Genomic DNA, 21506 nt, shown 5'->3' with positions numbered 1-21506 from the left:
ACTCCGTTTTACCAGAGCATTTCTCCTCATCTACCACCGAACAACATTTAAAGAACTTGCTAATTTTGAATGGGTTGCAAAGGTAAGAGAAGGAATCATTCACACCAAATTTCTTTTCACTTTTTCTCCCTCTTTTTCAAAACCCCTTTTCGTTTTCTAACAACCTAACCGGTTGTTTTCTAACGGGTTGCAAAGGTATGTGCTTTTCTGATTCTCACCAAATTTTCTTTCAAAAATTTGTTCGTTTTCTTTTCAACCCTCTTGCTTTTCTAAGAACTCAAGTCGCTATTTTCTAGCGGGTTGCAAAGATACGTGCTTTTCAATTCTCACCAAACTTTTTCTCAGATTTTTTTAGTACTTTTTCCTTTGAACCATTTCGTTAGATTGTAAAGAACTGTTTGATTTCTAACGGGTTGCAAAGGTATGTAGTTGTATCATTCACTCCAAATCTTTCTTCTCTTTTCTACATCTTTTTTCTCTGCGTGAACCTTTCCGCTAATTGTAAAGAACTATTTGTTTTTTAGCGGGTTGCAAAGGTAACTGTTTCTATTTCATCATTCCAAATAAATCTGCTCCTTTTTCAAATTTGTTTCTTCCATAGGGGAAATCACCTCCTTCCTATTATATATGTATCACTCCTGCCGTATTCCTCCCCCCATTCTACCGCAGTTCTATCTGCCCTGTAGAATGCCCGGAGGATTTTGTAACTTGTTACCTATACCGCAGGCCCGTTTACTGTACTTTTAAAACCATTTGTATGAAGCTGATGTTCCTGCTTTTCGTTTCCATGCTGTGTTCCTCCTTGGTTTTCTCCCAGTCTATCCCCTCCTCACAAGTGCCTGCAGGCGTTGTAAAAACCCTCAAACGTTATTTCCCCTCTGCCGATAATGTAGAATGGGAAAAGAAAGGCGCTAACTATCAGGCCGCTTTTGAAGTAAAACGTACCGATCATAAAGCACTCCTTGAAGATAAAGGCAAACTCATCGCCTATAAAAAGGATATCCCTGCTGCACATCTCCCCCAGGCTGTTCGCCAGGTGATCCGCCAGCAATACAAAGGATATAAGATCGATGATGTACAACTCATCGCCAGAAACGGCAACCTATATTATGAAGTAGACCTCGATGGCCCTAAAGACCAGAAACTGGTCTTCACCCGCGATGGCAAGACTGATAACTCACAAGGCTGGTAATCCGCAGCCAGCTACCCCGGTTCTTTATACATATATATTTATCATTCACCTCCGGACTTACTGAGTTTTTGTTGAAGCAACTGTCTTGTTGCGTCCGTTCTTGCCATTGCAATGGCCTGCCGGTAATGATGTGCCGCCTGCGACCAATCATCTTCACTATACAGGTACCCCATCAGAATATGATATTGCAGGTTTCCATTCATCTTCAACTTTGCCGCTTCGGCAATTGCCAATTGCTTTCCTTTCCATTTAGATAATGCGAATACAGCATTGAGTGCCGCAACCGGTGAGTATTCCTGTTGCAGCAGGCGCTGATATAGAATCCAGATATGCCCCCATTTCTCCAAAGTGTCTGCCTGTTGCGTATGCCACCAGCCAATACCCGCTTCGAGATGATACCTCGAAACCTTAGTTCCCGCCGCCGAGCAACGCAGATAATAATTGCCTTTACTGATGAGGTCTGCATCCCAGAGAGCAACATCCTGCTGATCGTACAGGATCAGCTGCCCAGGTTCAGCCATCCGCGCATCGAACCGGGATGCATGAAAATGCATCAGCGATAAAAGCGCAAACACTTCCGGCCTGCCAGTGCGGCTGTTCTCTGCAAGCATGCTGCATAATCTGATCGCCTCCATGCAAAGCTCTTTCCGCAGTACCGCATTGTTGCAGGCCGACGAATACCCTTCGTTGAATAACAGGTAAATGGCAGACAACACTGAAGAAAGCCTGACCTCTATCTCCGATTCTTCCGGAAACTCCAACCTGAACCCGCTTTCACGAAGCCTCGCTTTTGCCCTGCTTAGTCTTTTGGTAATTGTTTCGGTGTTGGTGAGAAATGCCTCGGCGATCTCTTCCACATTGAATCCGCAGAGTATCCGCAAACTCAATCCGATCTGTGCCGTTACCGGTATTGCAGGATGACAAACGGCAAACATCATCTGCAACTGACTGTCATTGATATTGCCGGGTGAAAGATCTATTTCCGCCTCCGCCGGCAACCATGTTTCCTGATCGAGCGACGGCAATACTTTTAATCCGAACAATCCCGCCCTGTGCAGATAATTGCGCGCTAGATTCTTCGCCACATGCAGCAGCCACGGAACAGGATGCAAGGGCACCGATTTTTCTTTCCATGTTCTGGCAGCTATCAGAAAAGTATCACTCGCCAGATCTTCCGCCACTTCTATCTGCTGCAAACCAAAACGCCTGCACAGCACCGACACTATTTTGCGGTACTCGGTCCTGTACAGGCTTTGAATAAGATGGTCCGTCGCAGCTGACATATTATTATTTGGCCGGACCTCCGGCTACTGGTCTGATCTCAAGACTTCCACCTCCTTTCACAACCGGACATGCCTGTGCCAGTTCAACTGCTTCCTCCATCGTATTTACTCTTACTGTGATGAATCCGCCCAGCGCTTCTTTGATCTCAACATAAGGTCCATCCGTTACTACACCATTTGCGCGAATTACTTTTCCCGAAGCAGCAAGACTATTCCCTGGTCCGGCCAGTTGATTTCTGGCAATGATTGTTTCAATCCAGTTCATCCAATCTTTGTGCGCTGCCTGCATTTCTTCGGGCGAAGGCTGCAAATCCTGCATCCATCTGAAAAAGAAAATATAGTCTTGCATGTGTTCTGTTTATTTAGGTTGATAATTAAGCACTATGCATCCGTTCTTCAATACTCTGGTTGTGATCAGCTGAAGACTGAGTGTATTCTTGATATTGTGCAAAAACGAAGTGCCGCTTCCGAGCGCAACAGGATTGATCATGAGCTCAAACTCATCTATCAGTTCCGCATCTGCAAATTGCGATATGATGCTGCCACTGCCGAGAATTGTAAGATCCTTACCTGCACTTTGTTTCATAGCCCTGATGGCGGACACTATATCTTTTCCGATCACACTCGTATGCTCCCACTGAGGATTCTTCAGCGTGCTGGAGAAAACAATTTTCTCTGCACTGTTCATTCCTTTTGCAATTTCAGGCATCTGCTGAAGCGCCTGTGATGTAGGCCAGAAGCCAGCCATCATTTCATAGGTAACTCGTCCGAACAGTAGAATATTATCGGCATAGAGCCCCTTCTTCGCATGTTCGTTTTCTTCATGATCATGATTGTTCCAGCTGATATCATCATCGGGGCCTTTGTAATAGCCATTCAAGGTAAGGAAATTGAATACTTTCAGTTTGCGCATGGTTACATTTTTTGTTGTTACAGATGTTTTGTTCAACGGCATAACAAACGGACCATAAAACTCCGGACATCCACCATGATAATTTTTTCCTGTTCAACCTTTTCTTTTCTGTTGTTGTTCATATTGCCGCAAAATCGCCTTACTTAAGTCGTATTCAGCCTCGGTTGGTTTGAAGTAGTCAACCTAACTTTGTGTCATCACAAAACAATCAAACAGTTAACAAACAAAACAACATAATCATGAAACAACCAATCACCATCGAAACCACCGTAAATTCAGACATCAACAACGTATGGAAACACTTCAACGAACCGGAAAGCATCAAAGGATGGGCATTCGCCAATGAAGACTGGCATGCACCTGCTGCTGAGAACGATCTGAGAGTTGGCGGATCATTCAAAACCACCATGGCAGCGAAAGACGGCAGCTTCAGCTTCGATTTCGGAGGTGTGTACGACGAAGTGAAAACAAACGAACGCATTGCCTATACACTCGGCGACGGCAGAAAAGTAACTATCGACTTTGCTCCTGTAGGCAACGCTGTAAAAGTTACCGAATCTTTCGACCCTGAAGCAGAGAATTCAGAAGAACTGCAGCGCGCAGGCTGGCAGGCTATTCTGGACAACTTCAGAAAGTTTGCTGAAACCCACTAATTAAGAAGCAACATAACACAAACACATCTTCTTTAAGTAGCACAGTCCCGGCAATATTGCCGGGACTTTTTTTCAGCTGTTTTCTGTCCAAACTCCCGAATACGCACTCCATTCCTCTTACTGCATCATTCTGCCGAATTCAATTCTGCACATCCCTTGCTCACAATAGCTTTACCGGTAAATGATCAAATTGATGAAGCGGATATTCAAACTCGCCGGTGCACTGTTGCTTACTGCAGCAGTACTGGCATGCAGTAAAAAAGACAAGAATAAAAACGAAGAGAGCAGCGGGCCCGGTTATGCCAGCGGAAAAGTAACCAATACATCCGGACAACCATTGCAGGGCGCCACGATTGTTATCAGCAATACATTTTCTTATAACAAAAACCTCACTGTTACCACCAACGCCAAAGGCGAGTACAGCGTAAAACTTCCATCAGGACCTGGTATCGGGGACTGGATTGCCGGAGGCACTTACAGCATCAGCTATAACGGTAAAGCATATTCGCTTGTGCTTGAGCCAGACGCCCATAAAGTGTTTTCGAGCAGCAACGGAGGCGTTACCAATTTTGTGTTGAAGCAAACCGGCAGAGAACCATCCACATCACCCGGAACCGTTGGAAGTTTCTATGGAGGCATTATCTCCAGCTATCCGGGAGATGGAGTAGACATGAGCAAAGTGAACATTACCATTAAACCGCTTCAGCCACTGATCGATGGAAGCACAGGGCAAACCATCACTACTGCCGCCGAGCTCGATGGCAATCTAAGCTGGATAGTGAATGTGCCGATCGGTAAATACGAAATCACTGCAAAGCAGGGAAACACGCCACTGTTCATCAGAGATTATACGGAAGGCATTCCGGATGCCAACGTTGCGAAACTGGTACGCGATTTCGTGCCATGCAAAGTAAACGGAGCAAGATACTGGATCAAGATAGATCTGGTACGCGAACCATAACCAACTGCTTAACCAATCAGCGGTGTTCTGTCACATGAGAGGAAGGGGTTGGCCAGGGTGTGGCCTCCCCATTCCTCATTGTTAGCATGATTATGCTATTTGCGCCAGACGCACGAAAACTAATTTTGTGTAGTCATCGCAAATAAAGCATTATGAAAGTTGTAATCATCGAAGAAGAAGAAAAGATCGCCAGCAGGCTTCGCATGGATCTTCTGCAATCCACTGCCCGCGCGGAAAGCATCGATCACTTCACCGATTTCTTTGAATTTGTGCAATACATCAAAGGCCATGGAGAACCCGATCTGTTGCTGGTGAATATTCTGCAGCTCAACAACAAAGCCATGCGTTATCTCCGTGAAGGTCATCTGAACAGTCCGCTGCTCTTTACCAACTGTTACAAAGAAGCCGGAAGCTCCAAAGGATATGCACAGGATACGGTTCCGGCAAAATTCCTGCAGGTTCAGCATGCATGGCATGCGCTCTGCACGCCGCAATCCGGCAATCTGCTTACAGCAACAGCTTCTGCCGCCCGAACGCAATACCAGCCGAGGTTTCTGGTGAAGCAGCGGGATAAACTGGCCAGCATCCTCACATCGGATATCGCTATTTTTTATTCTGAAGGACGCTTGAGTTTTTTCAAAACCAGGCAGAACAAAAAATACATACTGCAACATTCCATCGAAACGCTCAGCGCTGAGTTGCTCGATCCCGAAAAATTCTTCCGTGTAAACCGCGCCATCATCGTGAGCTTCGATGCTATCAAAGAAATGTACGCCTACTTTGGAGGAAGGATAAAACTGGTACTCGATACCCCGTATGAAAAAGAGATCATCGTCAGCCGTGATAAAGTAGCCGCCTTCAAGCGCTGGCTGGGCGAATAGGCTCCATACCATTCAATCAATTCCATCATCAAATTATTGCAAGCAAAAATGAAACAGATTTTTACCTGTTTAGTATTCCTGTGTGCATTACTGAAAGTGCAGTTGCTGCTGGCAGCCGCTCCTACAGTCACTTCCAGCAAATGGGTCTTTTCACCTGCAGAAGGAAGCAGAATTGGATTCAGCTTTACGGCCGGCAATGGCAATAAACGAATCATAGTGATAAAAGAAGGAAGCGCTGTTTCCGGATTGCCCGAAAATGGCAAAACTTATTTCGCCAACAGCAGCTTCGCCACTACAGGAACCGGCTTTACGGCTCCGGGTGAATTTGTAGTTGCCGATGGCAGTTACACCAATCTCACCGTTACCAATCTCAGTCCCGGCAAAACCTATCATATTGCCATTTTCGAATACAACGGAACCGGCGCTACTGCTGAGTTTCTGATGACGCCGGCCATTTCGGATTACTTCACTGTATCAGCACCAACATCACAGGCGACCACCATTGGTTTCTCCAATATTACCGGCACCACAGCTAAACTGGATATCGCCAAAGGAGACGGAACAAAACGCATTGTGGTGATGCGTAAAGACAATGCAGTAACGCAGGATCCTACCGATCTTACCTACTACACCGAAAATGCCAACTTCGGCAGTGGCAGTACAGTAGGAACCGGCAACTACACCATTATGTCGTCGGCAGCAACTTCTGTAACCACTACGGGTCTCGAACCGAATACTACGTATCATGTGGCGATTTACGAATACAACGGCGGATTCTTTCCGATGTTCCTGAAACCCGCGCTGCGAAGCAGTTTCAAAACTGCGCCGGGACCTGCATCTCCTCCCACCAAACTCAGTTTCTCCAGCATCGACGGAGACAGGCATATTGTTGCATTCAGCAATGGAGGAGGAACCAGAAGACTGGTGATCGGCCGCAAGGGAGCACCGGTATCTGCAATACCCATCAACGGGGAAGACTACCAGGCCAATCCTTCTTTCGGGAGCGGTCCGGCTATCAAACCTGGCGAATTTGTGCTCAGCAATTCTGGTTTCAACTCGCTTGTGGTAAGCAATCTCGAACCCAATACTGTCTATCATTATGCAGTATTTGAATTTGATGGAACCGGCACCAACACTTACTATCTCACCAGTTCTTATCTCACGGGAAGTGGCTCTACCGCTGTAACTCCAACGAGACAGGCTTCCGGGCTTTCTGCATCAAATATCACAGGAACAGGAGCTACCCTCACCTGTGCAGCGGGCGATGGCGGTTACCGGCTTTTTGTTGTGAAAGAAGGTTCTGCTGTGGATGCAGATCCCACAGATCTGAAATACTACAACAGCAATACTGCATTCGGAAGTGCAGGTTCTGCAGTTACTCCGGGCAACTTTGCTGTGAGCAGCTGGAACAACAATAGTCTCACTGTGTCCAATCTGAAAGCGGCCACTACTTATCACGTAGCGGTTTGGGAGTACAACGGCATGTATCATCCTGCTTATGCACGCCCACCAATAACTACCAGTTTCACTACTCCTTCGGAACCAACCAACGCCAGCGCCGGCATCGGTTATATTTCAATCGAAGGCAATTATGTGTACACCAACTGGAGTTCAGGCAACGGTGCAAGAAGAATTGTGATTGCTAAGAAAGGAAGCGCTGTTACAGCCAAACCCACTGACGGCGCCACTTACAACGCACAGAAGGTTTTCGGAACAGGCACCGCCATTCTGCCCGGAGAGTTTGTAGTGTACGATGGATCATCTAACGCTGCAGAAATCACCACACTCGATCCGAATTCAACCTATCATCTGGCGATCTTCGATTACAACCTCACTCCTGCCGGTCAACCGGATTATCTGTTGAGTTCATTTGCAACATCAAGTTTCACCACATTGAAAACACCTGCTGATCCATCATCCAATCTGGTGATCTCTGGCATCCAGAATAATCAGGCAACATTTACCTGCAAGGCAGGTTCAGGTTATTCGAGAATGGCCATCGTAAGAGAAACCGCTGTTGCTGCAGTTGAACCGGAGGATCTTAAATCCTATACATACGGGACTTACGGTACCGGCACTCCCATGGGACCGGGCAATTATGTGGTGACAAAAACTACCGGCATTACCGGCATAATCTATGGACTGCAGCCCGGCACCAACTACACTGTTACGCTGTTTGAATACAATGGCAATACGGGTCCGATGTATCTTCGTCCGGGTACATCGGTGAGTTTCACCACAGCCGGCACGCCTCCATTGACTACGCCAGTTACGCCGGCTACCAAAGCTTCGGTATCGGCAGTGGAAGGAAATGCATTCAGTTTCTCCTTCAAAAAAGGAAGCGGCACAAAAAGATTGGTAGTGATGAAACAGGGATCAGCCGTGAGTTTCACACCGGCCGACGGAAGCAGTTACACTGCCAATGCAAATTTCGGGTCAGGCACTGCTGTAAAACCCGGAGAATATATCGTGTACAACAACAATGGCGAATCTGTGGACATTACCAACCTGCAGCCCAATCAGCCATATCATCTTTCCGTATTCGAATACAATACCGATGGTACAGGATACAAGTATCTCACCAGTTCGGTGCTTACTGCAAATTTTGCCACAGCAGCTCCGCCATCGACAGGCGCCACTGATTTCAAAACTGCCGGAACCGGTACCAGTCTCACAATAACAATAAACAAAGGAAGCGGACAGGAAAGATTGATCGTTGCACGCGAAGGATCTGCCATCACTGCATCACCTGCAGACCTCAGCGCATACCCTGCCTCAGATGTAATGACCAATGGCTCCCAGCTCGAAACCGGCTCCTATGTGGTATATGCAGGCAGCAGCAACACCGTTACAGTCACCAACCTTACAGCAGGCAAAAAATATTACTTCAGCGTATTCGAATACAACGGAAGCAAAGCTCCCGTGTACAACCGAACTGAAGTGCTCACTGCTTCTGCCATCGCGGGCGGCTCATTGCCGCTCACCTGGAAATCGTTCACAGCAAATGCTGCTGCCAATGGCATTCGTCTCAACTGGGCAACAACGCAGGAGATCAATACAGCCAGATTTGAAATAGAAAGAAGTGATGATGGCACACATTACACACAGATCGGCCAGCAGCCTGCATCCGGAAACAGCAATAACGAAAAGCAGTACAGCTTCACGGATCTGGCGCCACAGAATGGCAGATACCTCTACAGGATCAGACAGGTGGATATCGATGGTGCTTCCTCTTATTCCAAAATCGTAAGCATCACTTACAAACAGTCCTCCAATGAAGCTAACGCTTCGGTATATCCGAATCCGGCTAAGGACAATATAGTGCTCTACTGGCCGGGCAATATTCCAAACGCCACATTGAGCATCTCCGATGCTTCGGGTAAACTGATTTCGATCCGTCAGATCCGCAAAGGAGAAAACATTTCCATTGCGCAGCTTCATCCCGGATTACATTATCTCGTAATACGAACTACGGCACAGCAATACAGCCTGCCACTGATAAAATTTTAGACCAGGGCGATTTACAAATACATCCTGCTCCATTCCTGGAGCGGGATTTTTTTTGGTAATTGGGGAATCTCAGGAATCTTTCTTTTTTTTGTTGTGCTAACAAAAACTACCCTGAGCATCCATGTTTTTCGCTGACAACTATTATTACATCATTATCGGTTTGCAGGCTATCTGCGTAATCCATGCCCTTCGCAAGAATACTCACCAGAAATGGATCTGGATGATCGTGTTCCTTCCCGTGATCGGCTGCCTCGTTTACATCTTTACTGAAATGTTCAATCGTGGCAGCGTGCAGCAGGTGCAGAGCGGACTGAATACCGTACTCAATCCTGGTGGACATATCAGCAAACTCGAAAACAATCTCCGCTTCTCCGATACTTTCAATAACCGGATTGCACTGGCAGATGCTTATCTCGCATCCGGACAAACGGACAAAGCCGTTCAGCTCTACGAAGGCAGTCTCACCGGCAACTTCACCGAGAACGAACACGTGCGTGGACAACTCGTGCAGGCCTACTTCAATCAGGGCCGATACGAAGAAGTGATCACCATGGCGCGTCCGCTCATTACCCTTCCGCAGTTTGCCCGCAAGAGAGTGCATATGCTCTATGCGCTGTCACTTGCCTATTGCGGCGATGAGGCAGCTTCCGAAAAGGAGTTCCGTCAGATGAACGGACAATTCTCCAATTACGAAGCCCGCTACAACTACGGCATCTTTCTCCAGAAAGCAGAACGCACGGCAGAAGCCCGTCAGCAGCTTCAGCAGATAGTGGATGAGGCTGACCATCTCAGCGCCCGCGAAAAATCGGGCAACCGCGAATGGTTCCAGCTGAGCCGCGAGGCCCTGAAGAAAATGCAATCCTGATTTCTCAAGCCGGTAAAATGTGGTACCTTAATATGTATGAAACGGATACCACTGCTCGGCTGCCTGCTGGCTGCCACCCTTAACCTATCTGCGCAACAAACGCAGAAACCACCCCTGCACGGAAAACACTGGATGGCCATCACGGGCAAACCGCTCGCAGCAACTGCGGGCAGCATGGTTTTTCAGAATGGTGGCAATGCCGTTGATGCCGCATGTGCCATGCTCGCCGCTACCTGCACCATGTGGGATGTGCTGAGCTGGGGCGGAGAAACGCAGGCCCTCATCTACAATCCCAGGACAAAAAAAGTGATCGGCATCAATGCCCTCGGTGTTGCACCCACGGGCGCTACCGCTGATTTCTTCAAAAAACAGGGACAGGATTTCCCTCCTGAATTCGGCCCGCAGGCGGCTCTCACACCAGGCACACCTGCCGGACTCTGTTACATGCTGGCCGAGTACGGAACCAAAAGCCTCAAAGAAGTACTGGCACCTGCCATGCAACTCGCAGCCGGATATCCCATCGAAGCACAGACCGCCAACAGCATCGAACGTGCAAAAGCACGCATCAAAGAATGGCCCTATTCCAAAGCAGTATTTCTCACACATTCCGGTGCACAACGCGAAGCGCCTGAAGCCGGTGAAGTTTTTGTTCAGCGCGACCTCCTGGCCACTTTGCAGAAAATGGTAGACGCAGAACAACTCGCACTCAAACAGAAGAAGAGCCGGAAAGAAGCCATCTACGCGGCTTCCGAAAGATTCTACCGCGGCGATATAGCCAAAGAATTTGTGAGAGGAAGTCAGGAGCAGGGCGGATTGATCACACTCGCCGATCTCGCCAATTACAAAATAAAAGAAGAAGCGCCCATTCATACCAATTACAAAGGCATCGATGTTTTCAAACTTTCTCAGTGGACGCAGGGTCCGTCGATGCTGCAGGCATTGAACATACTCGAAAACTTCGACCTGAAATCGATGGGCTACAACTCAGCGCAATACATTCATACCGTGTATCAGTCGATGAACCTGGCATTTGCAGATCGTGATTTTTATTATGGCGATCCCTACTTCCCTCCCGAAGAACCAATGAAGGGATTATTGTCGAAAGCCTATGCCCGTCAACGTGCCGGCCTCATCAGTGCAGATAAAAATGATGCAGTGGCCGGCCCCGGCGACCCCTATCCTTTTGAAGGGAAGCAGAACCCTTACCTCGATCTGCTGAAGCAAAGAGGATTGCTCATCGATACCAGCAACAGATCCAATCCGCAATTTCTTCCCGGGCATGATGTAAGGAACAGTACTGCGTATAATCATCACAGTTATACAGAAGATTCATTGTATCAGGATCGCCTCTGGCGCGGCACCACCTCCGTTGAAGCTGCCGATGAAGAAGGATGGGTTGTCAGCATCACACCCAGCGGTGGCTGGATACCCGCCTGCATCGCCGGCAGAACCGGTGTTGGCATGAGTCAGCGTATGCAGAGCTTCGTCACCAATCCGCAACTCAATCCATTCAATGTGGTGGAGCCTGGCAAACGTCCGCGTGTGACACTCACCCCCAGCCTGGCCTTGAAAGATGGCAAACCCTTCCTGTCATTTGCCGTACAGGGTGGCGATACACAGGATCAGAACCTGCTTCAATTCTTCCTGAACATAGTTGAGTTCGGTATGACCGTTCAGCAAGCCACCGAAGCCGCCAATATCAACAGCAATCAGCTTTGGTTATCGCTCGGCGGCACCAAAGAAAAAGACCGTCAACCCCGGCCCGGACATATACTATTAAAGAACAACACACCCGAAGCTGTAAGAAACACATTGAAGCAAATGGGTTATACGCTCAGCTTCGACGACAGAACCAGTGGACCGATCAATGCCATTTATTTCGACTGGCAGCACGGCACATTCTGGGGAGGCAGTTCGAACCATGGAGAAGATTACGGTATCGGCTGGTAAAAATATTTTTACTGCCACTGTCAGCTACTGACATAAGGCTGTCACTGGGGCATAGTAAGTTTGTATCACAATCAACAAAAACACAAATACTATGTACCAGGCAAAAACACTCCTCCAGAATCTGAATGAAGAGGCAACTATCACACGCAAGTTCCTTGAACTCGTACCTGTAGATAAATTCGACTGGAAGCCGCATCCAAAGAGCATGTCATTGAAACACCTGGCCACTCACGTAGCTGAAATTCCAGGCTGGACGCATATGGCAATCACAACAACCGAACTGGATTTGCAGAGTGTAGCAGGTTCTGAATACGCTTATCCTCCGATCGAAAGCAGAGAAGACATTCTCGCATTCTTCGAAAAGAGTCTGAAGAAAAGCCAGGAAGTAATGGAAACAGCTACCGACGAAGATCTGAAGCCGATGTGGACCCTTCGCAATGGCGATCAGGTTTGGGTGAACAGTCCTAAAGGCGAAATGATCCGAGGAAGTTTGAATCAGAGCATTCACCACCGTGCACAACTGGGCGTTTATCTCCGCCTGCTGGATATTCCGATCCCCGGCAGCTACGGACCAAGCGCTGATGAACTGGGACTTTAATCAATAATTAATATCAGTCCTGAGCCGGTTTTGCATGGCACGATTTTTTAGAATTGATCCGTTAACATCATCATAAAAAACGCTGATATGCAAAACTGGCTTAGAACTTTACTGGCAGGCTATGGAGCCTGGAAATTGGGCGGGGGCTGCGTTGGCACTATCCTGCTCTTTTTGTTTTTATACTGGTTGCTCGGTCACTGCTGACCATCTTTTCATGAAGGTTCATTATATTGCAACTCTACGGCTTGCCGGAAAGCTCCGTGTGTAAAACAGTCGTGCCCGTAACGTGAGAAATACCCTACACAAGATTCAATCGCTATACCCGCTTTCATCTGAAGCTTTCGAATTATTCATTTCCCATCTCGAACAGGTTAACCTGCCCAAAGGACATCAGTTGTTCCGTGAAGGAAGGACCGGTTCACAATTGTATTTTATCGAAAAGGGTATGGCGCGTGCATTCTCGGTGAGGGATAATAAAGAGATCACTTACTGGTTCGGTGCCGAAGGAGATGTGGCCATCAGTTATTTCAGCTATGTGGCCAACAAGCCCGGTTATGAAACGGTTGAACTGCTCGAAGATTCCGTGCTCTACAGCATCAGCCAGGAGAATCTGCAGGAACTCTACTCTACCAATATCGAAATCTCCAACTGGGGTCGCAAGCTCGCAGAATACGAGCTCATCAGAACGGAGCAGGCATTTGTGGTGCAGCAAAGTTTACCGGCTGCAACCCGCTACCAGCAACTGCTGGATCAGAACCCGCATCTGATCCGCCGTGTGCAGCTGGGATATATCGCTTCTTATCTTGGAGTTACTCAGGTAACGTTGAGCCGTATACGCGCGGGTAATAAAATAGCTTCGATGAATTCTTCAATTATAGCTCTACTCGCTTCATTTTCGGAACCAGCCAGTGCATTACCAGCCATGCTGTAAGATAGGCTACTCCGCAGATCACGAACATGATCATATATCCGGTGGTGATATGCCCCAGTTCCTTGTAGTATTGGAACAGGTAACCTGCACTCTTTGCGATCAGGATGCCACCCAATCCACCTGCCATGCCACCGATTCCGGTGATGCTGGCAACAGTTTTCTTGGGGAACATATCCGAAACGGTAGTGAAGATATTGGCGCTCCATGCCTGATGCGCTGCAGCAGCCAATCCGATGATCAGCACCGCAAACCACATATCGATGGCGCCGAGCGTTTGTGCAAACACAACCGGCAATACGCAGCATGCATATACGAACATGGAAGTTTTTCTCGCTTTGAAAACAGGCCAGCCTTTCTTCATCAGATTGGCAGGAACCCATCCTCCGAAAATGCTTCCGAATGCAGCGATGGTGTACACAATCGCAACCGGTAATGCTATTTCGGTATTGGTAAGTCCGTATTGTTTTTTGAGGAAGTCGGGCAGCCAGAAAAGATAGAACCACCAGATGCCATCCGTCATGAATTTACCGAGTGCGAATGCCCAGGTTTGTTTATAGCTCAGCAATTTGCCCCAGCTTACTTTAGCGCCGGTATCATTTGCCTGCTCCTGCTTTTCATCTTCATCGGAGTGGATGTAATCGTATTCTTCTTTACTGAGTCTTTTGCTGCGTGCAGGTACTTCGTACAACCAGAACCAGAAGATCAGCCAGATAAGACCTACTGCACCTGTGATCATAAACGCCCAACGCCAGTTCAGTGCTTCTGCAATAAACGGAACCGTGAGTGGAGCAATGATGGCGCCGATATTGGAACCTGAATTGAAGATGCCTGTTGCCAGCGCTCTCTCCTTTTTCGGAAACCATTCAGCGGTTGTTTTGATGGCAGCAGGAAAGTTGCCTGCTTCCGTTACACCCAATGCAGCACGCGCCACAAAGAAACCACCGGTGCTGTTGATGAGACCATGGCCGATAGCTGCCACACTCCATGCGATGAGCGATGCCGCATAACCGAGTCTGGTTCCCAGCCTGTCTATCAACCGGCCCACTCCCAGCATTGCAAGTGCATAGGAAAGCTGGAATGCTACCGTGATATTGGCATAATCAATTTCCGTCCAGTTGAACTCTTTCTCCACGTATCCTTTTACGAGACTGATCACCTGACGGTCCAGGTAATTGATTGTGGTGGCGAAGAATACCAGTGCACAGATGGTCCATCTGTACTTTCCAATGGCTTGCTGCATGTGAAGGGTTTTGGTTGTGTTGAATGAACTCAGTAAGACACCTCTATCTTACTTCACTGATGAGTTGCAATGCCTGCTTCGCAGCTGCTGTAAGCTCATCATATTTTTTCTCTTCTAAAACGGATTTGGTGATCAGCTTGCTTCCCATTCCAACAGCGCATACGCCACTCTTGAACCAGGCGCTGAGATTTCCTTTCTCTGCTTCCACTCCACCGGTTGGCATGAAAAGCAGCTCTGGAAAGAGTTCGCGGATAGCGCTCATAAAACCGGGACCGAGCAGATTTCCGGGAAACAGTTTGATCAGCGATGCACCAGCCTGTTCGGCTTTCATGATCTCGGTTGTGGTCATGCAACCAGGAATCCAAAGCATGTCTTCCTTGTGAACAGTTTCTGCAACTTCCTCGATGATGCCGGGAGCGATGATGAAATCGGCTCCTGCCTTCATGAATGCCTTCGCATCTTTTTTGGTTTTGATGGTACCGATACCCAACAGCAGTTCATGACATTCTTTGTCGCGCACTTTCAGCATCGCTTCGAAATTATCCAACGCTTCTGCACCTCTGTTGGTAAACTCCACAACGCGAACACCACCTGCGTACAATGCCTTCATTACATCGATACAGGTTTGGGTATCCGGGTGGAAATAGAGCGGGATGAGACCCTGGCCCTTGATCATTTTAATGATCGCTTTGTTCTTATCCATGAGCACTTATTCTTTTTTTGATTGTTTCCATGTCCTGATTAGTGGCATCTCCCTTTTCCATGAGTTTGCCGAAAGCTGCATTGGCAGCGGTTTCTATCACTTCCTGCGGCGCATGTTTGTGATAGAGTCCGTAGATGAGGCCAGCCATGAAGCAATCACCACTTCCTACTTTGTCTACGATCCTGGCAGCTACCAGTTCTGTTGAATGATATTGCTGCCCTGCTGTATCCAATGATGCGTAGTACAGAATACCTCCATCTCCCTGATCGAAACGGAAAGTGTTGGCAATCGTTTTCACTTTAGGGAATCGCTTCTGCATCGCTACAGCTGTTTTGGTGGCATGCGCCAGAAAATCATGCTTGTTGCCATGCAGGTGAATCTCCGGATCTACTTCGATACCGAGCAGTGAATTCGCTGCCCAGATATTGCCCATCACTACATCGCAATATTCAACGAGTGAAGGCATAATTTCCGCCGGCTTCTTTCCATATTTCCAGAGGCTGGCACGGAAGTTAAGATCGATGCTCACTGTGATGCCTTTGGCTGCAGCAGCTGCTGCACCTTCGCGGCAAACAGCGGCTACATCTTCGGTAAGCGCCGGACTGATAGCGCTGAAATGGAACCAGCGCACATCGCGCAATACTTCGTCCCAGTCGATCATTCCGGGTTTGAGGCTACCGAAAGAAGAATACTTTCTGTCGTAGATCACGCCTCCGTTCTTGAGGTCGGTGCCCTGTGGCAGATAGTAAGTGCCGATGCGCTCTCCCGAAAACTGAATGGGACGGATGCCGATATTTTTCTGAGCAATATGCTCGCAGATCTCGCGGGAAAGGTAATTGTCCGGAAGCGCCGTGCTGTACTCTACCGGCAGGTTCCATTTAGCGAGTGCAGTTGCTACATTCAGCTCTGCTCCTCCTACGAACACCGGCATGGAAGCCGAGTGTATCCACTGCCTGTCGAGCACTGGTGAAAGCCTTAACAGCAGTTCTCCGAAACAAGAAACTTTTTTATTCATACTTGCTACTAATCAATATTGTTCTATCTGAGTTCGCTGATAGGCACTGCGTCCATATCGGTGAACACTAAATTCTCTCCTGCCATTCCCCAGATAAAAGAATAGCTGGCAGTGCCGCAACCACTGTGGATGCTCCATGGTGGCGAGATCACTGCATCGTGATTGGCCATCAGCAAATGACGTGTTTCCTGTGGTTGTCCCATGAAGTGGAATACACGATGCTGCTCCTGTACATCGAAATAGAAGTAGGCTTCCATTCTGCGCGTATGTGTATGTGCAGGCATGGTATTCCAAACACTTCCGTTGTCGAGTACGGTGAGGCCCATCACCAGCTGACAACTTTTAATACCGTCTGCATGGATGTATTTGTAAATGGTTCTCTTATTGGCTGTGCTCTGATCGCCGAGTGTTACAGGCGATGCTTCTTCTTTGCTCAGTTTTCTGTTCTCATACGCGTGATGTGCAGGCGCCGAAAGCAGGAAGTAGATGGCAGGATCCTTAGGATCATTGCTCTTGAAAGCCACGTCCTTAGTGCCTTTGCCGAGATAGAGCGCATCGAGTTTGTTAAGCTCGAATGTTTTCCCGTCTGCAGTTACTGTGCCCGCACCACCTGTGTTGATGATGCCAAGCTCTCTTCTTTCGAGAAAATATTCTGCACGCAGTTCGGGATGATTGCTCAATGCGATACTGCTGCTCACTGGCTTCGCTCCGCCGAGTATTACGCGGTCGTAATGTGAGTATACCAGTTGCAACTGGTCGTCTGTCATCAGTCCGGGAACATGAAAGTTCTCACGCAACGCCTGCGTATTCATTGTTGCGGTTTCCTGCGGACTATTCTGAAATCTGATCTCCATAATATTTTTTTATCGTCCCATCCATCCACCATCAACGGTGAGGATAGTTCCGTGTACGTAGTTGGATGCGTTGGATGCGAGGAACACTGCCGGACCTTTGAAGTCTTCCGGTTGTCCCCAGCGTGCAGCAGGAATTCTGTCGAGAATGCTTTTGCTTCTTGCTTCATCTGCACGCAGTGCTTCCGTGTTGTCTGTTGCGATGTAACCGGGTGCAATGCCGTTTACATTTACGCCTTTAGCAGCCCATTCGTTGGCGAGCGCTTTCACCAGACTGCCCAATGCGCCTTTACTGGATGCATATCCGGGTACATTGATGCCGCCCTGGAAAGTAAGCAGAGAACAGGTGAAGATGATCTTTCCACCACCGCGCTCAATCATATCCTTTCCGAATTCTCTTGCAAGGATGAATGGCGTATCGAGGTTGATACTCATAACAGTGTCCCAATATTCATCAGGATGTTCAGCAGCAGGCTTACGCATGATGGTGCCCGCATTGTTGATAAGGATGTCTGGTTGAATCGGGCCATCCTTCACAGCTTTGATGAAACTGTAAACACTTTCTCTGTTGCTGAGGTCTGCCTTGTGTGTGTAGAATTTCCTGCCGAGTGCGGTCACTTCTTTTTCGATATCGCTGCCGGGAGCCAGTGAGGCCGAAACACCGATGATGTCTGCACCTGCGGCGGCGAGGCCAAGCGCCATGCCTTTGCCGATGCCTTTGTTGCAACCTGTTACCAGTGCTGTTTTTCCGCTGAGATCAAAATAATTCGTCATGCCTTTTCGCTTCAGTTGTGCTGTTATTTATTTTGCTGCCAGCGTTGCCTTATCTGCAAACTGCCAGTTGAAATAATTCTTTGTGTTGTTGTAGCAGATGTCCTGGATTATTTTACCGACCCAGTTGATATCGTTGGGCAACTCGCCGTTCTCGATCTCTTCTCCAAACAGATTACACAATATACGACGGAAATACTCATGGCGGGGGAATGAGAGAAAGCTTCTGCTGTCTGTGAGCATTCCTACAAATCTGCTGAGCAGTCCGAGATTGCTGAGTGCATTCAGTTGTTTCGTCATGCCATCTTTCTGATCGAGGAACCACCAACCGGAGCCCCACTGCACTTTTCCTGCGATGGAACCATCGTTGAAATTGCCGATCATAGAGGCCATCATTTCATTGTCGGCTGGGTTGAGGTTGTAGAGAATGGTGCGTGCGAGTTTATTCTTTTTATCGAGTGTATCGAGGAAAGTGCTCAGTGCTCTTGCCTGCTGAAAATCTCCGATGGAGTCCCAGCCGGTATCGGCGCCGAGCTGCTGCATCATTCTTCCGTTGTTGTTGCGCAATGCGCCGAGATGGTATTGCTGTACCCATCCGCGCTCCCAGTCCCACTCCGCGAAAGTTACCAGCATGGCAGATTTGAACTGGATGCGTTCGCTTTCTTCGAGCGTTTTTCCGCTGCGCACTTTGTCGAAAATGGCACGGATCTGCGATTCGGTGTAAGGAGCGGCGTAGATCTGTTCGAGACCGTGGTCGGAAACGGAGCAGCCCTGTGATGCGAAGAAATCGTGGCGGCTCTTCAGTGCATCGAGGTACTGATCGAAAGAACCGATATTTTTATTGGCCGCCTTTTCGAGCTTGCCGAGATAGTTGTTGAAGTTGGTGGCATCATCCACATTCATCGCCTGATCCGGACGAAATGCAGGCAGGATGCTTATTTCAAAGCCATCTGCTTTCACCTGCTGATGGTATCGCAGATCGTCTGCAGGATCGTCGGTGGTGCACACCACGCGCACATCCATTTTGCGAAGCAGGTTGCGAACGCTGTAATCCGGCGTAGCCACCTTTGCATTGCAGGCATCGTACACTTTGCGTGCAGAGGCAGGATTGAGAATGTCTTTTACATCGAAATAACGCTGCAGTTCGAGATGCGTCCAGTGATAGAGCGGATTGCGGAGCGTGTAGGGAACGGTCTCTGCCCATTTCTCGAATTTCTCCCAGTCTGAGCGGTTTCCTGTGCAGTAGCTTTCGTCAGCGCCGTTGGTGCGCATAGCGCGCCATTTGTAGTGATCTCCGTATAACCATACCTGTGAGATGTTTTCAAATTGGGTATCTTCTGCGATCTGCTGGGGAGAAAGGTGACCGTGGTAATCGATCACAGGCATTGGTTTGGCGAACTCATGATACAATCGTTGCGCTGTGCTGTTGTGCAGCAGGAAATGTTCATCGAGGAAATTCTTCATATCAATATCATTAATTCCTGCCCCGATTCGGAGATCGGAACAGGTGCAATTTAAACTACCTATCAGCAGCCAATATTAGGTTCTTTCATGAAGGCAGACCTCTGCCCGATTGTCAAAATATTATACTTTTTTGGCAATCAGGCATTTTATGATCCATTCAGGGTAAGTCAGGCAACGATCGGGTTGTTGCGGCAGCTGTTGATCAGCTCTGCTGCGCCCTCTTTCATCAGCTGTTGCAGGTAACGGGTAACGGCATCTGCAAAGCCGGGAAGAGTGCTGAGATCGGTGCCCCAGAAGTTTGCATCACTGAGTACAGATTGAACGAGTTCGGGAGCTTCCATACGTGCCCATTTTTCGGAATACCAGGCTGCATGATCATCATTCACCAGGTATTGTTTTCCGGCGATGTTGCCGAAATACTGATCCTGATTTTTTGTACTGCGCATGAAAAGCAGATGGGCGGCGAACCCGGAAGCCATCAGTTCAGGGACGGATCCGTTGCGTTCGTAGTGTTTCAGCAGAACGGGGATATTGCGCATCTTCATTTTGGAAGAATACTGCATGGTGATGCTGATCCACTGATGGTCGATATATGGATTGCGATAACGATCGAGTACTTTGTTGGCGAAGTCGCGGGCCATTTCGATGCTCAATGTTTCGGAAGTGATGGCTGGCGCAATCTCCTGCATCATCAGTGAAGTGATGTATTGATTGAAAGCCGGGTTAGCCATGGCTTCTTTCACAGTATTGAAACCTGCGAGATATGCGAGACCGCAGGTGTAAGTGTGAGAACCATTGAGCAGACGGAGTTTCAGCTCGCGGAAGACATTGATGTCCGTAGCAATCACCACTCCATTGTCTGCTTCGCGGAAAGAGAGGATCTTTTTCACGCGGTCGGAATCGGATTCGATTGCCCATAACCGGTAGACTTCCGATTTTATCATCAGCGAATCTTTGTAGCCGGTGAGCTTTTCCATTTCCTGTTGCTCTGCTGCGGGCAGTTTGCCGGGCACAATGCGGTCTACGAGCGAATTGCAGAAGTAATTGCATTTGTCGAGCCAGGTCATGAACTCAGCAGGAAGGTCGTTGTACACGGCCAGCTGCTGCAATATCTTTTTGAGTTTGGTTCCGTTGTCGGGGATCAGTTCGGTGGGAATTATCACCATACCTTTTCCGGTATCGCCGCCGAAGGCTTTAAATCGCTCGAAGAGAAATGCCAGGAGTTTGCCGGGGAAAGATCCGGGAGGCGTGGCCCGCACATCTTCCAGCACCAGTTCGATACCTACTTCGGTAGTGTTGCTCACCACAATCTGCATCTGTGGATTGGATGCGCATTGCAGCACTTTGGCCCAGTCGAATCTGGCAGAGAGCATGCGGCTGATGCTGGCATTGATGATGTTCTCGGAAATCATTGCTCCGTTTTCGATACCGCGAACGCAGAGAGAGAACATGCCATCCTGTTCGGCGAAAGATTCGGTATCTCCGCCACGGGTAGATTTCACTACCACTATTCTGCCATTGAATATGCCTTGTTTATTTGCTTTGTCGATGAAGTAATCGGGAAGCCCGCGCAGCAGCACGCCTGTGCCGAACTGCAATACTTTTTCGGGCAGGTCGAAATAGGACGATGCCGGTTTGTCTACAGCTGGTGAAGAGATATTGTCAATGGTTTGCCTGGAAAGAATCATGGGGCCGTTAGTTTAAGTAAAGTGATGAATGCCAGCT

General features: G+C 48.3%; 19 protein-coding genes. 9 read left to right on the top strand and 10 right to left on the bottom strand.

All coding sequences use genetic code 11. The annotated features are described in order from the left end of the window. Window positions 1-757: 757 nt before the first annotated feature. Window positions 758-1192 carry a PepSY-like domain-containing protein gene (locus tag HHL16_RS09765; RefSeq protein ID WP_169424932.1) on the top strand — a complete coding sequence of 145 codons (435 nt, stop codon included), beginning with the start codon at window positions 758-760 and terminating at the stop codon, window positions 1190-1192. A 41-nt stretch (window positions 1193-1233) separates the two neighbouring features. Here the strand turns inward: HHL16_RS09765 and HHL16_RS09760 are convergent, their stop codons facing one another. Genes HHL16_RS09760 through HHL16_RS09750 form a run of 3 tightly spaced genes read right to left on the bottom strand, consistent with a single transcriptional unit; the run spans window position 1234 to window position 3388 of the window. Then, window positions 1234-2475 (bottom strand): DUF6596 domain-containing protein, encoded by a 1242-nt coding sequence (locus HHL16_RS09760; protein WP_169424931.1) that lies wholly within the window; start codon window positions 2473-2475, stop codon window positions 1234-1236. Window positions 2476-2479: 4 nt separating this feature from the next. Continuing rightward, a complete protein-coding gene (locus tag HHL16_RS09755) occupies window positions 2480-2824 on the bottom strand; it encodes a YciI family protein (protein ID WP_169424930.1) in 345 nt (114 codons plus the stop codon). A 9-nt stretch (window positions 2825-2833) separates the two neighbouring features. Then, on the bottom strand, window positions 2834-3388 hold the full coding sequence (locus tag HHL16_RS09750) for a dihydrofolate reductase family protein (protein WP_169424929.1): 555 nt from the start codon (window positions 3386-3388) through the stop codon (window positions 2834-2836). A gap of 239 nt (window positions 3389-3627) precedes the next feature. On the opposite strand from HHL16_RS09750, the gene HHL16_RS09745 reads away from it, so the two are divergent. The 8 genes from HHL16_RS09745 (at window position 3628) to HHL16_RS09710 (ending at window position 13737) form a co-directional block, all read left to right on the top strand. Then, the gene (locus tag HHL16_RS09745; RefSeq protein WP_169424928.1) at window positions 3628-4041 is read left to right on the top strand and encodes an SRPBCC domain-containing protein; all 414 of its coding nucleotides are present in this window, start codon (window positions 3628-3630) and stop codon (window positions 4039-4041) included. 193 nt (window positions 4042-4234) lie between these two features. After that, window positions 4235-5002 (top strand): carboxypeptidase-like regulatory domain-containing protein, encoded by a 768-nt coding sequence (locus HHL16_RS09740; protein WP_169424927.1) that lies wholly within the window; start codon window positions 4235-4237, stop codon window positions 5000-5002. Window positions 5003-5154: 152 nt separating this feature from the next. Beyond that, on the top strand, window positions 5155-5883 hold the full coding sequence (locus HHL16_RS09735; protein ID WP_169424926.1) for a LytTR family DNA-binding domain-containing protein: 729 nt from the start codon (window positions 5155-5157) through the stop codon (window positions 5881-5883). Between the two features lie 48 nt (window positions 5884-5931). Next, window positions 5932-9393 carry a T9SS type A sorting domain-containing protein gene (locus tag HHL16_RS09730; RefSeq protein ID WP_169424925.1) on the top strand — a complete coding sequence of 1154 codons (3462 nt, stop codon included), beginning with the start codon at window positions 5932-5934 and terminating at the stop codon, window positions 9391-9393. A gap of 121 nt (window positions 9394-9514) precedes the next feature. Further along, the gene (locus HHL16_RS09725; RefSeq protein ID WP_169424924.1) at window positions 9515-10258 is read left to right on the top strand and encodes a tetratricopeptide repeat protein; all 744 of its coding nucleotides are present in this window, start codon (window positions 9515-9517) and stop codon (window positions 10256-10258) included. Window positions 10259-10294: 36 nt separating this feature from the next. Continuing rightward, window positions 10295-12208 (top strand): gamma-glutamyltransferase, encoded by a 1914-nt coding sequence (locus HHL16_RS09720; protein WP_169424923.1) that lies wholly within the window; start codon window positions 10295-10297, stop codon window positions 12206-12208. 91 nt (window positions 12209-12299) lie between these two features. Continuing rightward, window positions 12300-12806 (top strand): DinB family protein, encoded by a 507-nt coding sequence (locus tag HHL16_RS09715; RefSeq protein WP_169424922.1) that lies wholly within the window; start codon window positions 12300-12302, stop codon window positions 12804-12806. Window positions 12807-13092: 286 nt separating this feature from the next. Beyond that, complete coding sequence (locus HHL16_RS09710) at window positions 13093-13737, top strand: Crp/Fnr family transcriptional regulator (protein ID WP_169424921.1); 645 nt, start codon at window positions 13093-13095, stop codon at window positions 13735-13737. On the opposite strand, the gene HHL16_RS09705 is transcribed toward HHL16_RS09710, so the two are convergent. The 7 genes from HHL16_RS09705 to HHL16_RS09675 form a co-directional block, all read right to left on the bottom strand. Continuing rightward, window positions 13679-14977 (bottom strand): MFS transporter, encoded by a 1299-nt coding sequence (locus HHL16_RS09705; RefSeq protein ID WP_169424920.1) that lies wholly within the window; start codon window positions 14975-14977, stop codon window positions 13679-13681. The two genes, HHL16_RS09710 and HHL16_RS09705, sit on opposite strands and share 59 nt — an antisense overlap. 43 nt (window positions 14978-15020) lie before the next feature. Next, a complete protein-coding gene (gene eda, locus HHL16_RS09700; protein ID WP_169424919.1) occupies window positions 15021-15680 on the bottom strand; it encodes a bifunctional 4-hydroxy-2-oxoglutarate aldolase/2-dehydro-3-deoxy-phosphogluconate aldolase in 660 nt (219 codons plus the stop codon). After that, entirely contained in the window at window positions 15673-16695 is a 1023-nt protein-coding gene (locus tag HHL16_RS09695) for a sugar kinase (RefSeq protein WP_169424918.1), read from the bottom strand. Before HHL16_RS09695 ends, eda begins: the two co-directional genes overlap by 8 nt. Before the next feature lie 23 nt (window positions 16696-16718). Next, window positions 16719-17549 carry a 5-dehydro-4-deoxy-D-glucuronate isomerase gene (kduI, locus tag HHL16_RS09690; RefSeq protein ID WP_169424917.1) on the bottom strand — a complete coding sequence of 277 codons (831 nt, stop codon included), beginning with the start codon at window positions 17547-17549 and terminating at the stop codon, window positions 16719-16721. Window positions 17550-17558: 9 nt separating this feature from the next. Further along, entirely contained in the window at window positions 17559-18320 is a 762-nt protein-coding gene (locus HHL16_RS09685) for an SDR family NAD(P)-dependent oxidoreductase (RefSeq protein ID WP_169424916.1), read from the bottom strand. Window positions 18321-18347: 27 nt separating this feature from the next. Beyond that, window positions 18348-19781 carry a glucuronate isomerase gene (uxaC, locus tag HHL16_RS09680; protein WP_169424915.1) on the bottom strand — a complete coding sequence of 478 codons (1434 nt, stop codon included), beginning with the start codon at window positions 19779-19781 and terminating at the stop codon, window positions 18348-18350. 167 nt (window positions 19782-19948) lie between these two features. Next, window positions 19949-21469 carry a tagaturonate reductase gene (locus HHL16_RS09675; protein WP_169424914.1) on the bottom strand — a complete coding sequence of 507 codons (1521 nt, stop codon included), beginning with the start codon at window positions 21467-21469 and terminating at the stop codon, window positions 19949-19951. Window positions 21470-21506 lie beyond the last annotated feature (37 nt).

Source organism: Pseudoflavitalea sp. G-6-1-2, assembly GCF_012927185.1.
Classification (GTDB): Bacteria; Bacteroidota; Bacteroidia; order Chitinophagales; family Chitinophagaceae; genus Pseudobacter.
This window is presented reverse-complemented; position numbering and strand designations above follow the sequence as displayed.

Excerpts from the sequence above, each read along its gene's own strand:
- HHL16_RS09755 (WP_169424930.1), bottom strand. The coding sequence starts at position 2,824 with ATGCAAGACTATATTTTCTTTTTCAGATGGATGCAGGATTTGCAGCCT.
- HHL16_RS09735 (WP_169424926.1), top strand. The coding sequence starts at position 5,155 with ATGAAAGTTGTAATCATCGAAGAAGAAGAAAAGATCGCCAGCAGGCTT.
- kduI (WP_169424917.1), bottom strand. The coding sequence starts at position 17,549 with ATGGAGATCAGATTTCAGAATAGTCCGCAGGAAACCGCAACAATGAAT.
- HHL16_RS09705 (WP_169424920.1), bottom strand. The coding sequence starts at position 14,977 with ATGCAGCAAGCCATTGGAAAGTACAGATGGACCATCTGTGCACTGGTA.
- HHL16_RS09760 (WP_169424931.1), bottom strand. The coding sequence starts at position 2,475 with ATGTCAGCTGCGACGGACCATCTTATTCAAAGCCTGTACAGGACCGAG.
- eda (WP_169424919.1), bottom strand. The coding sequence starts at position 15,680 with ATGGATAAGAACAAAGCGATCATTAAAATGATCAAGGGCCAGGGTCTC.
- HHL16_RS09715 (WP_169424922.1), top strand. The coding sequence starts at position 12,300 with ATGTACCAGGCAAAAACACTCCTCCAGAATCTGAATGAAGAGGCAACT.
- HHL16_RS09745 (WP_169424928.1), top strand. The coding sequence starts at position 3,628 with ATGAAACAACCAATCACCATCGAAACCACCGTAAATTCAGACATCAAC.
- HHL16_RS09725 (WP_169424924.1), top strand. The coding sequence starts at position 9,515 with ATGTTTTTCGCTGACAACTATTATTACATCATTATCGGTTTGCAGGCT.
- HHL16_RS09765 (WP_169424932.1), top strand. The coding sequence starts at position 758 with ATGAAGCTGATGTTCCTGCTTTTCGTTTCCATGCTGTGTTCCTCCTTG.
- HHL16_RS09750 (WP_169424929.1), bottom strand. The coding sequence starts at position 3,388 with ATGCGCAAACTGAAAGTATTCAATTTCCTTACCTTGAATGGCTATTAC.
- HHL16_RS09730 (WP_169424925.1), top strand. The coding sequence starts at position 5,932 with ATGAAACAGATTTTTACCTGTTTAGTATTCCTGTGTGCATTACTGAAA.
- HHL16_RS09720 (WP_169424923.1), top strand. The coding sequence starts at position 10,295 with ATGAAACGGATACCACTGCTCGGCTGCCTGCTGGCTGCCACCCTTAAC.
- HHL16_RS09740 (WP_169424927.1), top strand. The coding sequence starts at position 4,235 with ATGAAGCGGATATTCAAACTCGCCGGTGCACTGTTGCTTACTGCAGCA.
- HHL16_RS09675 (WP_169424914.1), bottom strand. The coding sequence starts at position 21,469 with ATGATTCTTTCCAGGCAAACCATTGACAATATCTCTTCACCAGCTGTA.
- uxaC (WP_169424915.1), bottom strand. The coding sequence starts at position 19,781 with ATGAAGAATTTCCTCGATGAACATTTCCTGCTGCACAACAGCACAGCG.
- HHL16_RS09685 (WP_169424916.1), bottom strand. The coding sequence starts at position 18,320 with ATGACGAATTATTTTGATCTCAGCGGAAAAACAGCACTGGTAACAGGT.
- HHL16_RS09695 (WP_169424918.1), bottom strand. The coding sequence starts at position 16,695 with ATGAATAAAAAAGTTTCTTGTTTCGGAGAACTGCTGTTAAGGCTTTCA.